Below are 14,718 nucleotides of genomic sequence, written 5' to 3' on the forward strand. Positions count from 1 at the left end.
CAGAAAGTCGGATATGCTCAAATGTGAGGTTCAAACGCTGAGTCACGCTGCCTTTCCTATGAGCAAACCGATTCCAATCGCTGTTGTGGGCTCCGGATATGTCGGCCTCGTCGCCGCCGTTTGTTTCGCCGAGATGGGCCATCCGGTCATCTGCGTCGATAACGATGAGCGAAAGGTCTCTGCGCTGCAAGGCGGAGATACCCTCATCCACGAACACTATCTCCCGGAGTTGCTCGGCAAGTACCGCAACTCACGCGTCCGCTTCACTACCGATCTCGCCGAGGCCACGCGAGAGTCCGACGCCATCTTCATCGCCGTCGGCACGCCGCAGAGCGAGAACGGCGACGCCGATCTCTCCTACGTCGAGGCCGTCGCCTGCGAGATCGCCCGCTCGCTGACCAGCTACAAGGTCATCGTCGAGAAGAGCACCGTGCCCGTCTACACCAACGAGTGGATCAGCCGTGCGTTCGAGCGCAACGGTGTCGAGCGCCATCTCTTCGACGTGGTCTCGAACCCCGAGTTTCTGCGCGAGGGAACCGCCGTCGCCGACTTCCTCCACCCGGACCGCATCGTCGTTGGCGCCGACAGCGAGCGCGCCGGTGCAATTCTGCGCGACATCTACGCTCCTCTCACCGGCGGCAAATACTATGAGCGCGAGGATGGCATCCCCGGTCCCTGCACCGTCTCCGAGCCTCCGCCGCTGCTGATGACCTCTACCAAGAGCGCGGAGATCATCAAGCACGCCTCCAACGCCTTTCTCGCGCTCAAGATATCCTTCATCAACGCCGTCTCGAACCTCTGCGAGGCCACCAACGCCAATGTGGAACAGGTCGCCCGCGGCATGGGCCTGGACACCCGCATCGGACCGAAGTTCCTCCGCCCCGGCATAGGCTACGGAGGCTCCTGCTTCCCCAAGGACGTCGCCGCCTTCCGCTCCGTCGCCGAGCAGCTCGGCATCGACTTCAGCCTCCTCAGCGAGGTCGAAAAGATCAACATCCAGCAGAAGAAGCGCTTCGTTGGAAAGGTGCGCTCGGCCCTGTGGAACCTCCGCGGCAAGCGTCTCGGTGTCCTCGGCCTCGCCTTCAAAGGCGACACCGACGACATCCGCGAGTCTCCCGCGATCGAGATCGTCAAGATGCTGCTGAACGAAGGCTGTATCATCGCCGCCTTCGATCCCGCGGCCATCGAACGCACCCGCCAAGTGCTGCCGGAGTCGAAGGAACTGCGCTACGCCTCCAACGCCTACGACGCCGTCGCCGACGCCGACGCCTTGCTGATCCTCACCGACTGGCCCGAGTTTGCCGAACTCGATCTGAAGCGTCTCAATAAGGCTCTGCGCTATCCCATCGTCATCGATGGCCGCAATCTCTATGACCCTTCGGTGATGACCGAGCACGGCTTTACCTATCTCAGTGTCGGCCGGCCCGCGGCGTATCCTGTCCGTGATCTCGCCGCGGCGTCTTCGAGGGGCTAGCTTGCGTCGATCAGACACCAGCGTCGAAACCCTCCCCGCACGACGCATGCGCGGCTGCCAGGGCGCGCCGTCGTGCCGCATCGGCCGCTCTGCTAGGCAATTCGCTGGGCAACTGGCCGACGCGAAGAATTAGAAAGGCAAAACATGGCGTCTCACACCATCCTCGTCACCGGAGCAGCGGGCTTTCTCGGCTCGCACCTGTGTGACGCTCTGCTGGCCGAAGGCCACACCGTTCTGGGTGTCGACAACCTCTCGACCGGCAACACCGCCAACATCGATCACCTCTCCGCGGAGCCGCGCTTCCGCTTCCTCGAACAGGACATCACCCGCGCCTTCGATCCCGGCCGCGTCGACTACGTCTTCAACTTCGCCTCGCCGGCCAGCCCCGTCGACTACACGCGCCTCGGCATCGAGACCCTCCTGGTCGGCTCCGCCGGCACCATCAACACTCTTGATCTCGCCCGCAAATACAACGCCGGATACCTGCACGCCTCCACCTCAGAGTGCTACGGCGACCCCGAGGTCCATCCCCAGGTCGAGACCTACTGGGGCAACGTCAATCCCATCGGCCCGCGCTCCGTCTACGACGAGGCCAAGCGCTTCTCCGAGGCCGCCGTCATGGCCTACCACCGCTATCACGGCCTCAACACACGCCTGGTCCGCATCTTCAATACGTACGGTCCTCGCCTGCAGGCCAGCGACGGCCGCGTCATCTCCAACTTCATGATCCAGGCGCTACGCGAGGAGCCGCTCACCATCTACGGCGACGGCTCCCAGACCCGCAGCTTCTGTTACGTCTCCGACCTGATCGATGGCATCCTCCGCCTGTCGCGCTCCAACGAGCATCTGCCCGTCAATATCGGCAATCCGGACGAGTGGACCATCCTCGAGTGCGCCCGCGAGGTCCTTGCGGTCACCGGGTCGCGTTCGGAGATCGTCCTCATGCCGCTTCCTCCAGACGATCCCGCGCGCCGTCGCCCCGACATCACCCGAGCCCGCACGCTGCTCGGCTGGGAGCCGAAGATCGCCCTGCGCGAGGGCCTCGAGCGCTCGCTCGAATACTTCCGGTCGAGTGTCGCCTTCGCGTAGAAATAGACTGCGCCGCAGTCGAGCTACTGTGGATAACGCCTGAGCCGGGGGTACCAGGTCAGCTGAAAGGCGCCCACCGTGTCGCTCTGGTATCCGTTCTTGTAGACCGGGGCCTTCCAGCCCTCGTACTGCACCCAGGCCTTCATCTCCACGTCCGGGCCGAAGCGCTTCACCACATTGACCTGAAACTGATTCTGCGTCGTGCCGGACGGAACGAAGTCCTTGGGGATCTTCTTGTTCAGGTACTCCAGCTGAAGCCACTCGTTGCCCGAGAGGTGCCAGGTCAGCCACGCCTGGCCGCCCTTGGCCTCTCGGCCGATCCAGTCGCCCATGATGTAGCCCTTGTTCGTGTAGCCCTGTAGCTGGACGACCTCCCAGTAGGCGAACTCGCCTCCATGGCTAGGCGTCACGCCAGGATCAGTCGTCACCGCCTCCACGCGCAGGTCCAGCTTCTTCAGACTTCCCGGAAACTGCGAGATGTAAAGGCCCGTGCGATAGGAGGCGCGGCGCGGCGCGCTGATCGGCGTCACGTCGTCGTGGCTGATCGAGTCCAGGTAGAGCGTGGCGTACTTGCGCATGAACGGCAGCCGCCAGGAGAAGTTGAAGTCGCTGAACCGCGCCCCCGGATCCTCCCGTGAGTACTTCTCGTCCGCCGTTGTATCGCTGAAGTCGAAGAAACTCTTCAGGAAGGTGTGCATAGTCACCGGGGTGTGCCCTTTGCCTCCGAAGATGACTGTCCTTTGGAACCCGAACTCGAAGTTCTTCGTCGGCCGGAAGGAGAACATCTCCGAGTGCGCGTAGGGGCTGTTGGGCGACGTGTGGCCCTTCAGGCTTCCGTAGAAGAAGTCGTAGCGCAGCGGCCCCATCAGCTTCGACACCAGCGGAATATACATCGGCTCAACGCGGTTGATGCGGAACGAGTAGATATTCTCGGCGTTGTTGGACCATGCCATGGCTCCACCCTGCGCCGGACCCAGCCACGCATCGTTCTTGCCGCCCGAAATCTCGTGACCCAGCAGATGAAACGACAGTGAAGCCTCCACCAGTCGGAAGTTGTTCTCCGACGCGATCGGCCCCTCCGGGATCGTGTCCTGCGGCCTGTTCGGTGGAGCATACGGTGCCAGGCGGTCTACCCGCGAGAGCAACTCCGACAGGTCGTAGCTGTAGCCGGCCGCCGAAGGAGAGTGCTGATACTCGCCCCGCACAAACAGCGAGAAGCGCCCCGCCTCATTCAGCGTGGAGAAGCCGGTGACGTTATTGAATCCGCTCTGGTACGGCCGCCCGTAGTCGTTCGCAATCGTCTGGCCGAGGTGATAGCTGTCCCGCAGCGGTGTTCCGCCGATCCCCATAAAGCGCGTGTAGACCGATTGAATGCCATACACCACGCCTCGCTGCGCGTATCCCAGCGGAGCCTCGGACCGGAACTCGTATAGCAGCTTGTCGTAGATCCCCTGCGCCTCTTCGTTGTCGCTGCGCATTATGTCCACCTGCGACTTCTGCAGCATGTGCACCGCGCTGCGACGCGTCCACGGTCGCATTCCGATAAAGGCGGTGTCGAGAAAGCCCATCGAATAGAGCCGCATCATCGCCGGGTAAACCCAGCTGTCCATCGGGATGTAGGCCGAGCCCAGGGCATCGGTCTTCGGGGGCGGGGCAGTCGTGTCGTAGTTGGGATATGCGGTGTAGACCCTCTCGGGAGAGGTCGGTCCGGGAGGCGGCGCAGGGGCCGGAGCCGGCTGTGGCTGTGGTGTCGAGGGCAAGGCCGGCGCAGGGGAGGGAGGATTCTGTGCGGGCTGAGACTTTGTCTGGTCAGGATCGTAAGCTGGTCTGGAGGGCTGCTGCGCTGCGGGAGCCTGCGTCGGAGGCGCCTCGGTCGGTACAGACGCAGGCGGAGCAGTCTGGGCGAATCCGGCGGAAAATGTTGCTGCAAAGAAACCGGAGAAAAAAAGAAGAGTTCTGATCTGCAATTGCACCTCAAACGGCCCGGTGATTCGCCACTTTCCAAGTGTAATCGCCGGTTGAAGAAACAGCGGAGCGGTGTCTCCTCTTCTGTGCTATCCACGCCGCTGCATGATGTCGTCTTATCTTTGTGATGACTTACTTCTTCGATTCTCGCGGCCTCGCTCGAAGCCGCCGGTCCGCCGCCTTGCGCGCCTGCCGGAACCATGCCGGCGTGCAGATTCTTCGCGCCAGCAGTGACTCCTCAAGATGCTCCAGAGGATCGTCCACGCCGCTGCGCCTCCCCTCCGGACGCCATACGATGGACTCGATCAGCACCGCCCCATCGCCGTTCCGCGTCCTTCCCAGCGACTCCTGTACCACGCGATACAGCGCCACCGCATCGCACGCATCCACTGGCATGCCCGGAACCCCCACCTTCCGCGCTACGCCGCACAACTCCGCCGTCTCGTCGCCCTTCTTCGGCGCGCCTGTGCGCGGCAGCACGACGAAGATCACCGGAAGATCGAGCTCGCCCGCCGGGCCCAGAATGCGCCGCCACGCTGCAGGACTCACCTCGCCCTTGCCCGCATACACAACCACTACGCCGCGCCTGCCCTGCGCCTTCAGCGCCAGCGCCGCGCCCACCGCAAGACGCAGCCGCTCCTCCGCATCGCTGGAGACACGCAGGAGTCGCGTCGCGCCCGCATCTCGCAGCGCCTTTTCTTGCATGTCCTTCGCGCGCGAGAGGCCGCGCAGAAGGGAACCGGCATCGCCTCCAAGGATCAGCCCCATCCCTCCCGTCACCGCGCCATCGCTCACCAAATCGTCCGCGCCCAGATCGATCGCTGTGCTCACCCGCACTGCCTCCTGCCCACGAATCGTAGCGCCGCGTCGCTTTCCCTTCGCCGTCGCGCGCTTCTCCAGCGCCTTCTCCAGAGTTCGCGCCTCCAGCATCATCGTGTACATCTGCCTCAGCTTTGCATTCGGCACCAGCGGATTCTCGCCGGCCTCACCTGCACCCTTCGCCATCGTCTCTCGTCTCTCCTTGCCATATACACCGAGAGGGTCCCCTGAGGAACCCTCTCGTTTGCAGCTACAACAGATTTGATTATGCCTTGGCCGGATCGACCGCCTCGGTATCCAGTCCAAGCTCCGCGAGCGCCTTCTGCGCCGCCTTCGGCTTGAGCTTCCCATCGCGCGCCAGCCGCGACAGCGCCGCACCCGCAATCGCCTCCGCGCTCACCTCGAAGTGCCGCCGCAGATGCTCGCGGTTGTCGCTGCGCCCGAAGCCGTCCGTGCCCAGCGTCACCAGCCGCCCCGGCAGCCACGGCGAAAGCGCATCCGGAAGCACCTTCATGTAGTCGCTCGCCGCGATGATCGGCCCCTTCGTGCCCTCAAGCGTCGTCTCGAGATAGCTCTTCTTCAGCGCCTCTGCCGGATGCAGCCTGTTCCAGCGCTCGACCGCAAGAGCATCGCGCCTGAGCTCGTTGTAGCTCGTCACGCTCCACGCGTCGGCCTCGACCTTGTACTTCGTCGACAAAATCTCCTGCGCCCGCAGCACCTCGTTCAGGATCGGTCCCGAACCGAACAGCTGCACCGTCGCCTCGCCCTTCGGCGCCGCCTTCAGCTTATAAAGCCCGCGCAGAATGCCCTCCGCAACGCCCTCCGGCATCGCCGGCATAGCGTAGTCCTCGTTGTACATCGTGATGTAGTAGAAGACGTCCTCGCCGTTCTCATACATCCGCCGCAGACCATTCTGCACCACGACCGCCAGCTCGTACACATACGCCGGATCGTAGCTTAGGCACGTCGGCACCGTGCTCGAGAGCACATGGCTATGCCCGTCCTGGTGCTGCAGTCCCTCGCCCAGCATCGTCGTGCGCCCGGCCGTCCCGCCCATCAGGAAGCCCTTGCCGCGCGAGTCCGCAAACGCCCACACCATGTCCCCGATGCGCTGGAAGCCGAACATCGAGTAGTACATGTAGAACGGAATCATCGGCAGATTGTAGTTCGCATACGCCGTGCCCGCCGCCGTAAACGAGGCCATCGACCCCGCCTCCGTGATGCCCTCCTCGAGGATCTGCCCTTCCTTCTCCTCGCGATAGCTCAACAGCATGTCCGAGTCGTGCGGCGTGTACTTCTGCCCCTCAGGCGCATAGATTCCCACCTGCTTGATCACCGACTCCAGACCAAACGTCCTGCCCTCATCCGGAACGATCGGAACCACCAGCTTGCCGAACCCCGGGTCCTTCAGCAGATGTCGCAGCAGGCTCACAAACCCCATCGTCGTCGAGACAGCGCGGTTGTTCGATCCGCTCGTCCACTCCTTCAATGTCTCGAGCGCCGGCGCCTTGAACTCGATCTTCGGAACCTCGCGCTTCGGCAGATACCCGCCCAGCTCCTCGCGACGCGCCTGCAGATACCTGTTCTCCGGAGCCGACTCCTCCGGCCGGAAGAACGCGCCATTCTTCGCCGCCTCCTCCGTCACCGGAATTTCGAACCGCTCGATGAAGTACTTCATCGACTCGTCCGTCAGCTTCTTCTCCTGGTGCGAAGCATTCCTCGCCTCGGTCGAGCCCAGACCATACCCCTTCACCGTCTTGGCAAGGATGACCGTCGGCCCGCCCTTGTGCTCGAGCGCCCGCTTGTAGGCGTTGTAGATCTTCACCGGGTCGTGTCCGCCGCGATGCAGCCTTGCCAGCTGCTCGTCCGTCTTGTCCTCCACCAGCTTCAGCAGCTCCGGATACTTCCCGAAGAACTTCTCGCGCACATACGCGCCGCCCTTGGCCTTGAACGCCTGGTAGTCGCCGTCTACGGCCTCTTCCATGCGCTTCAACAGCAGGCCCTGGTGATCGCGCTCGAACAGCTCATCCCAGTCCGAGCCCCACACCACCTTGATCACATTCCATCCCGCGCCCCGGAACATCCCCTCCAGCTCGTCGATGATGCGCTTGTTGCCCCTCACCGGCCCGTCCAGCCGCTGCAGATTGCAGTTCACGACAAAGATCAGGTTGTCCAGCTTCTCCCGCGCGCCCAGCGAGATCGCGCCCAGCGTATCCACCTCATCCGTCTCGCCGTCGCCGACGAAGGCCCACACCTTGCGATCGCTCTTCTCAATCAGCCCGCGATTCTCCAGATACCGCATAAACCGCGCCTGGTAGATCGCATTCAGCGGCCCGATGCCCATCGAAACCGTCGGGAACTTCCAGAAATCCGGCATTAGCCAAGGGTGTGGATAGCTCGAGAGCCCCGGCTCCCCGCGCAGCTCATGGCGAAAGTTCTTCAGCCGCGTCTCGTCGAACCTACCCTCAAGAAACGCCCGCGCATACACACCCGGCGAGGCGTGCCCCTGGAAGTACACAAAGTCTCCCGGCAGCTCGCCCGCGCCCGCCGCACTCGGATACTTCGCCCGGAAGAAGTGGTTGAACCCAACCTCCAGCAGAGTCGCCAGCGACGAGTACGTCGAGATGTGCCCGCCGATGCCGGGGTCCTTCTTGTTCTGCCCATGCACCATCGCCATCGCGTTCCAGCGAATCAGCGCCTCCACGCGCCGCTCCAGCGCGCGGTCGCCGGGGTAGGGAACCTCGTCGTGCTTCGGAATCGTATTCAGGTAAGGAGTGGTCAGCTCGCTCGTCACCGGAACGCCGGCCTCACGCGCCCGCGTCCTGAGAGCGTTCAGCAACTCGGCACTCTGCTCCCAGTCATTCGCCACAACCTCGTCGAAGGCCTCAATCCACTCCGATACCTCTTTGGCAAAATCTGCCTGTGCGGCGGCGGTCTCAAGCTTTGTCGTCATAAGCGGTCCTTATCCCCCATTCCGGCACGGACATACTCCGGCCCGGAAAGAACTAGCCTCATCTAAGATAATCGCCAAAGGCCACGATCGTCACTGCCACCCAAAATTCCCGTGCGAACACCGGATAGCGAACCGGTGCCCGCCCACGCACTTGTCGGCACTGATTTGGTGAAGCCGCTGTGGTTCCTAATCGCTTTTCTCGTAGGCCTTCCCGAGTGCTCAAACAAGCCCCTCTTGTTCTCAATCGAGTTTCATCCAGAATTGCAAGAACTTTCGAATTATCCGTCTCTCATGAGGCAAACTTCTTTGCAACCGGCGGCGAATTGTGACATCTTAGATTGTGTGTACGAGAGTCAAGTACACACTTCTGAGGTGGCCATTGCCTACGAGCACTCGGTTCGTTCTCGCTATTCATGTGCTGACATCGCTTGCGGTGACTGAGGGGAACCCCATGCGCTCGGAGGATCTGGCTTTCAGTGTCAACACGAACGCGACGTTTATTCGCTCCTTACTGTCTCGGCTGCAAGAGGCCGGCCTGACGACATCTCAGCTGGGCACTGGCGGTGGAGCGTTGCTGGCCAAAGCTGCCGAGAAGATCCGTCTGTTGGACGTCTACCGTGCGGTCGAAGATGGGGAGATTTTTGCGTTTCATCGGCAGGGCCCGAATGAGTCCTGCGTCGTCGGAAAGAACATTCAAGCTGCTATGCTCCCTTCCTTAGATCGGGCGACAAGAGCGCTTGAACAGCAGCTATCCTCGGTAACCATCGCCGACATCGCCAAAGACGTAGCCCGTTTGGGGAAGTTTAACATTCCCTGGAAAGGTTGTTGATTATTTTTGTCCCTATATGTATGTGTGTCGCTAACACACAATCATATCTCACCAACGATGCCTGGCATCCATAAAAACTCATGATCGGAGAAGACAGCAATGAAGTTCATTGAAGCCCCTCAATTTGGTGGGCCAGAAGTGCTCACTCTAGTAGAAACAGAAACTCCCACGCCAGGTGAAGGCATGTTGTTGGTCGAAGTGAAGGCTGCAGGCCTCAACTATGCAGACATCATGGCTCGGTCCGGCTTCTACCCACAGGTTCCGAAGGCGCCATTCGCATTGGGATTTGAGATTGCCGGCGTGGTGACAGGCGTTGGTAAGGGTGTTGAGGGCTTTAAGGAGGGCGATTCAGTTGCGGCGATCACGTTGGCAGGTGGCGGCTATGCGACACATGCGATGATCCCCGCTGCGACGGCAATCCCGCTCCCTACGGGTTTCAATCATGCACTCGCTGTCGCGCTGCTCGTGCAGGGTCTCACGGCCTACATCCTTCTTGACGAGGCCAGGGTCAAAGAGGGTGATGCCGTGCTGATCGCCGCAGCTGGCGGAGGTCTTGGGAACATCGCCGTTCAGCTGGCGAAAGCAAGGGGCGCAAAGGTTATCGGCCTTACCTCAAGGTCAAAGTTCGAGCTGGTGAAGAATCTCGGAGCCGATCACGTCGCAGACTACGAAGAAGCCGGTTGGGCCGCCACGGTCAAAGACAAGATCGGAGAAAAAGGAATTCAGGTCTACCTGGACTCGATCGGTGATCTTGCGACGGAGGCCTTCCCCCTGCTCGGTCAGTTTGCTCAGTGGATTATCTTTGGTGTTCGCTCGGGCGCGCATAATCCGCTCCCCGTCGAATCCACCTTCGCCATGGTAGAGAAAAACATCACGCTGCGAGGCTTCAATCTCGAAGGCAGTCTTCAGCTCGTACCGCAGGCGCTCTCGGCCCTTTTCAAAGCCGTAGCGGAGGGCAGGCTCAAGGTCGAAGCCGCAAAGTATCCTCTGAGCGAGGCAGTGAAGGTTCACCAACTATTTGAGGCACGCAAAACGGCTGGCAAAGTCGTATTTATCCCCTAGAAGTGGTTTCATCCTCCATAGATAACCGCAGCATCCGACGCGCGTTGAAAGCTGTTCTGGCAACAGCGCGGCGAATCTTGGCAAGCACCTCGTTCAAAGTGTCTGGGACTCTGATTGAGTCCCAGACTGCCTTAGAGATCTGCAACGTTCGCTACCGAGATTAGTATGAGAAACGATCCTACGTCGAATAATCCGCATTAATCCGCACATACTCTTCCGTCATATCGCACGTCACAAACAGACACTCCGCGGTCCCCTGGCCCATATCCATCGTGATCGTGTACTCCCTGTGTTTCATCACCTCATGCGCGCGGGCCTCATCGAACCTCGCCGACCGCATCCCGGACTCGTACACCGGCTCCCCGCCGATCCGCACCGTCACCCGCGCCGGATCGAACTCCACGCCCGAGTAGCCCGCCGCAGCCAGCAGCCGCCCCCAGTTCGGATCCGCGCTCGACCACGCCGTCTTGCACAGCGGCGAGTGCGCGATCGACTTCGCAATCTGCTTCGCCTCACGCTCGTTCCGCGCGCCGGTGATGTGCAGCGTCACCACGTGGGTCACGCCCTCGCCGTCGTCCACAATCGCGTACGCCAGCTTGCGGCACACCAGGTCCAGAGCATGCGCGAAGCTCTCACGCAGCTTCGGAGAAGCCGAGGCATCCAGCTTCACCCCGCTCGTCCCGCTCGCCAGCAGCAGCACTGTGTCGTTGGTTGACGTGTCCCCGTCGATCGAGATCGAGTTGAAGCTGTGCTCCACCGCCCCCGGCAGCAACCCTCGCAGCTCCGCGCTCGTCGCATCGAGATCCGTGAACAGGTACACCAGCATCGTCGCGTGCGGAGCCACCGGCGCGCCCAGCCGAGGATGAATCATCCCCGCGCCCTTTGCCGCCCCGAAGATCCGCACCTCCTTGCCGTCCACCGCAATCGAGGCGCGCGCCACCTTCATGCGCGTGTCCGTCGTCATGATCGCGCGCGCAAACGACTCGGCATCATCTGCCGTCGGTCCTATCCCGGCCTTCAGCCTCGGCAACGCCTCAATCACCTTCTCCCTCGGAAAAGGCACCCCGATGATGCCGGTCGAGGAAGGGAAGACCTCGTCGAAGATGCACCCGAAGGTCTCCGCCGCCGCCACGCACGTCTTCTCGCAGGCGTCGATGCCGGCCTGCCCCGTCGCGCAGTTCGCGTTCCCCGCATTCACCAGCACCAGACCCACCCGCCCGCCGGACAGAGCCATATGTCTCCGCCCCACCGTCACCGGAGCCGCCACCACCTGGTTGGTGGTAAACATCGCAGCAGCCTGCGCACCCCCAGCTGCCCGCACCACAGCCAAATCCAGATTCCCGCTCGCCTTGATCCCGGCCTTCGTCGCACCCCACTCAAACCCGCCGGGCACCGCCCCACTCATCTTCGTTTCTCGTTCCATAAGTCCTTACTCTATCAACCATAATCATTGTCGATGACGCCGCAGAGCCGCTTTTCCACACGCTGCCCAGGCCAAAACGCTATCAAGCCCCAAACCTGCCGATCCCCTTCAAAGCAAAAGAAATCCAGGTTGCCGATTAATTCCCCTCGTTTTGTTAAGTTTAAAGTATTGGATTAAGCAAAGCCCCTGGAGATGAGCAAAACTCAGGCCGCGGCTCCTGCCTTCAGTACCGCAAGCAAAGGGAAGTACCAACCTAAAGTTTCTCGTTCCGAGAGTTTGCGCAAAAAAGTACGGGGGCTAGAACGAGACCGGCAAGGTCAGCCCCTTCGTGCTGCTCTCCCGAGCCATCTCCAGCAGCCGGATCACCCGGAAGCCGTCCTCCGAGCTGACTGCCAGCTCACCCGTCCCGAGGATCGCATCGCGAACGTTCGCATAAAACCCGCGATAATCACCCAACTCCGTCTTCACCTTCGTCCTGACCAGAATCCCCGGCTCCGCAGGATCGGGAGCCACCGCCAGCGTCCCCCACGCCGCCTCCGGCTCCCCCAGCCACTCCCGCGCGTCGCCCATCGGCGGAACCGTCGCCCCGCCAACCAGCGCCGGCTCCTGCGGATCGACCCCGTACTTCCGAAAGCTGCCCCGCGTTCCATGCAGCAAAAATCGCGGCGCCTGCTCAGCCGCCAGCATCGTCGCCCGGCAGATCGCCTGAAGCCGCGGATAGTGCAGCGTAATGTCGAAAGCATCCTCAATATCGGTCTTGTCTCGATCGCGCCGAACACTCGCCGTAATCGCCTGCGGCGCGCCAAACAGCGCCAGCGCCTGATCAACGAGATGCGGCCCCAGATCGAAGAGCATGCCGTTCGCGTCGTGGCTCGCCTCTTTCCACGTCGCCTCGCGCGGAAGCGGACGGAAGCGGTCGAAGTGCCACTCGAAGGTCACCAGCCTGCCCAACTGGCCCTCGCTGAGAAGCTTGCGAATCGTCAGGAAATCACCGTCCCAGCGGCGGTTGTGGAACGGTGCCAACACCAGCTTCTTCTCCGCCGCCAGCTCGATCAGCTGCCTTGCCTCGGCGCTCGACGCCGCGAACGGCTTGTCGATCACAACGTGCTTGCCCGCTTCGAGCGCGCGCTTCGCCAGATCGAAGTGCGTCTCGTTCGGCGTCCCGACGACGATCAACGAGATCGAGTTGTCCAACAGCGCTTCGTCCACCGACCGCAGAATCCGAGCCTTCGGATAAGCTTTCGCGGCCTCGTCGCCCCTCCGCTGCACGATCGCCTCAAGCTTCAGCCCCGGCACCGCGCTGACGAAAGGCGCATGAAATACACGCCCCGCCAGCCCGAAGCCGATTACCGCCACACGAATCTCCTGCATGCATCCTCCTTTGGTGCGGCCATTGTTTCACGGCAGGAAAACTTTTTGAGACCACCGCAGACCCTAAGCATCAGAATCTAGATAGATAGGTGTACAAGCAGACGCGCCCTACCCGACGCAACGGGAAACCGAGCCGAAAAGAAAAGGATGCAAGGTACCATCAGAACCATGGTTCAACGCAAAGGAACGGCCGCAAAGCGGCATAGTACCGCTTCGCGGCGAGTGCCCTATCTCGGCGGCGCTGTGACCGCTCTGGGCCTCAGCCTGCTTGGCCAGCCACTTATGGCACAGACTCCGGTCTATCCCTCGGGCAACCAGCCTCGGCCCACGCAGACCGGCGCGAGCACCGCGACCGAGAGCTCGCCCATCGCCGGAGCCCAGCAGCAGCTCTACACCGCCTCCGGAGAGAATGGAGCTACCGTCACGCAGGGCTCCTTCAAGGGCTCCGTCGTCGAGGGCAAGTCCACTGGCACGGTCCTCGACCTCTCGCTCGACGACGCCATCCAGCGCGGCCTACGCAATAACCTCGGCGTCATCCTGCAGGGAGCCGCGCAGCGAAACGCGAACGGACAGCGCCTGGAAGAGCTGCAGGCGCTTCTTCCCACTGTCACGGGCGCGGCCAGCATCAACGTCCAGCAGATCAACCTCGCCGCCTACGGTCTGAAGTTTCCAGGACTCAATCCCATCATCGGCCCCTTCCAGGTCGTCGACTTCCGCGCCTACCTGACGCAGAATCTGCTGAACGTCTCGGCGCTTCAGAACTACATCGCCTCGAAGCACAACTTCGCCGCCGCGAAGTTCACCGCCGAAGACGCGCATGACTTCGTCGTCCTCACCGTCGGCAACGCCTATCTGCTCTGCATCGCGGACGCTGCGCGCATCGAGGCGGTCATCGCGGAGCTTGCGACCGCAAAGATCACGCTCGATCAGGCGGTTGCCGCGCACGACGCCGGAACCAGCCCGAAGCTCGACGTTCTGCGCGCCCAGGTCGACTATCAGAACGAGCAGCAGACGCTGATCTCCGCGAAGAACCAGCTCGCCAAAGACAAGCTGGCGCTCGCGCGTACCATCGGCCTCCCGCTCGATCAGGAGTTCCGCCTGACGGACCTCGTTCCATACGCGGCCTTCAACAAAGTCGATCCGCAGACGGCGGTCGAGCAGGCGCTCAAGACCCGCAAGGATCTCGCCGCCTCAGGCGAGCAGGTGAAGGCCGCCAGCGCACAGAAGACCTCGGCCCGGGCCTACCAATATCCGGTGGCCAGCTTCGTCGGCGACTTCGGCGACCTGGGAACCACTCCCGGCCAATCGCACTCCAGCTACACCGCCACTGGCCAGGTGACCATTCCGATCCTGCAGGTCGCCAAGACGAAGGGGCAGAACGAGGTTGCAGGAGCTGCTTATGAGCAGGCGCGCGCCCGTCTCGCCGATCAGGCCCAGCAGGTGAACCAGGACGTTCGCGACAGCATCCTCGATATTCAGGCGGCGGCGAAGCTGGTTGAGGCGACGCACTCGAACGTCGAGCTTGCCAACGAGGCGCTGAGCGAGGCGCAGCAGCGCTTCAAGGCCGGCGTCTCGGACAACCTTCCCGTCTCGCAGGCGCAGTCCCAGACCGAGCAGGCCAACGATCAGTACATCAGTGCGCTCTACCAGCACAACCTCGCCAAGCTCTCGCTGGCGCGCGCGTTAGGCGCGGCCCAGAGCAATTACAAAGATTATCTTGGAGGAAAGTAACC

10 protein-coding genes are annotated in these 14,718 nt (G+C 62.1%); 5 read left to right on the plus strand and 5 right to left on the minus strand.

Annotated elements, in window-relative coordinates; translation table 11 throughout:
* The first annotated feature begins 58 nt into the window (after nt 1-58).
* Together Q363_RS33615 and Q363_RS33620 are read left to right on the plus strand one after the other, a co-directional pair.
* Entirely contained in the window at nt 59-1,474 is a 1,416-nt protein-coding gene (locus Q363_RS33615) for a UDP-glucose dehydrogenase family protein (RefSeq protein ID WP_035359396.1), read from the plus strand.
* 144 nt (nt 1,475-1,618) lie between these two features.
* Entirely contained in the window at nt 1,619-2,563 is a 945-nt protein-coding gene (locus tag Q363_RS33620) for a UDP-glucuronic acid decarboxylase family protein (RefSeq protein ID WP_035359264.1), read from the plus strand.
* 23 nt (nt 2,564-2,586) lie between these two features.
* Here the strand turns inward: Q363_RS33620 and Q363_RS33625 are convergent, their stop codons facing one another.
* From Q363_RS33625 to aceE, 3 genes are all read right to left on the minus strand, one after another.
* On the minus strand, nt 2,587-4,530 hold the full coding sequence (locus tag Q363_RS33625) for a capsule assembly Wzi family protein (RefSeq protein WP_342667484.1): 1,944 nt from the start codon (nt 4,528-4,530) through the stop codon (nt 2,587-2,589).
* A gap of 130 nt (nt 4,531-4,660) precedes the next feature.
* Nucleotides 4,661-5,533: a thiamine pyrophosphate-dependent enzyme gene (locus Q363_RS37280; RefSeq protein ID WP_051979708.1), complete on the minus strand. Its 873-nt coding sequence runs from the start codon at nt 5,531-5,533 to the stop codon at nt 4,661-4,663.
* Between the two features lie 79 nt (nt 5,534-5,612).
* Nucleotides 5,613-8,300 (minus strand): pyruvate dehydrogenase (acetyl-transferring), homodimeric type, encoded by a 2,688-nt coding sequence (aceE, locus tag Q363_RS33635; RefSeq protein WP_035359266.1) that lies wholly within the window; start codon nt 8,298-8,300, stop codon nt 5,613-5,615.
* Between the two features lie 340 nt (nt 8,301-8,640).
* Here aceE and Q363_RS33640 point away from each other — a divergent pair, with 340 nt between their 5' ends.
* Nucleotides 8,641-9,129, plus strand: a complete 489-nt coding sequence (locus Q363_RS33640; RefSeq protein WP_281176128.1) for an Rrf2 family transcriptional regulator — start codon at nt 8,641-8,643, stop codon at nt 9,127-9,129.
* 99 nt (nt 9,130-9,228) lie between these two features.
* A complete protein-coding gene (locus tag Q363_RS33645) occupies nt 9,229-10,191 on the plus strand; it encodes a quinone oxidoreductase family protein (RefSeq protein WP_035359269.1) in 963 nt (320 codons plus the stop codon).
* Nucleotides 10,192-10,369: 178 nt separating this feature from the next.
* Here the strand turns inward: Q363_RS33645 and argJ are convergent, their stop codons facing one another.
* Both argJ and Q363_RS33655 read right to left on the minus strand, forming a co-directional pair.
* On the minus strand, nt 10,370-11,614 hold the full coding sequence (gene argJ / locus Q363_RS33650; RefSeq protein WP_035359271.1) for a bifunctional glutamate N-acetyltransferase/amino-acid acetyltransferase ArgJ: 1,245 nt from the start codon (nt 11,612-11,614) through the stop codon (nt 10,370-10,372).
* Between the two features lie 297 nt (nt 11,615-11,911).
* Nucleotides 11,912-12,985 carry a Gfo/Idh/MocA family oxidoreductase gene (locus Q363_RS33655; protein ID WP_035359274.1) on the minus strand — a complete coding sequence of 358 codons (1,074 nt, stop codon included), beginning with the start codon at nt 12,983-12,985 and terminating at the stop codon, nt 11,912-11,914.
* 147 nt (nt 12,986-13,132) lie between these two features.
* On the opposite strand from Q363_RS33655, the gene Q363_RS33660 reads away from it, so the two are divergent.
* Nucleotides 13,133-14,716, plus strand: a complete 1,584-nt coding sequence (locus tag Q363_RS33660; protein WP_245632650.1) for a TolC family protein — start codon at nt 13,133-13,135, stop codon at nt 14,714-14,716.
* Nucleotides 14,717-14,718 lie beyond the last annotated feature (2 nt).

This window comes from Edaphobacter aggregans DSM 19364, assembly GCF_000745965.1.
In the GTDB taxonomy this organism is placed as follows: Bacteria; Acidobacteriota; Terriglobia; order Terriglobales; family Acidobacteriaceae; genus Edaphobacter; species Edaphobacter aggregans.

Excerpts from the sequence above, each read along its gene's own strand:
- Q363_RS37280 (WP_051979708.1), bottom strand. The coding sequence starts at position 5,533 with ATGGCGAAGGGTGCAGGTGAGGCCGGCGAGAATCCGCTGGTGCCGAAT.
- Q363_RS33645 (WP_035359269.1), top strand. The coding sequence starts at position 9,229 with ATGAAGTTCATTGAAGCCCCTCAATTTGGTGGGCCAGAAGTGCTCACT.
- Q363_RS33660 (WP_245632650.1), top strand. The coding sequence starts at position 13,133 with ATGCAAGGTACCATCAGAACCATGGTTCAACGCAAAGGAACGGCCGCA.
- Q363_RS33620 (WP_035359264.1), top strand. The coding sequence starts at position 1,619 with ATGGCGTCTCACACCATCCTCGTCACCGGAGCAGCGGGCTTTCTCGGC.
- Q363_RS33655 (WP_035359274.1), bottom strand. The coding sequence starts at position 12,985 with ATGCAGGAGATTCGTGTGGCGGTAATCGGCTTCGGGCTGGCGGGGCGT.
- argJ (WP_035359271.1), bottom strand. The coding sequence starts at position 11,614 with ATGGAACGAGAAACGAAGATGAGTGGGGCGGTGCCCGGCGGGTTTGAG.
- Q363_RS33615 (WP_035359396.1), top strand. The coding sequence starts at position 59 with ATGAGCAAACCGATTCCAATCGCTGTTGTGGGCTCCGGATATGTCGGC.
- aceE (WP_035359266.1), bottom strand. The coding sequence starts at position 8,300 with ATGACGACAAAGCTTGAGACCGCCGCCGCACAGGCAGATTTTGCCAAA.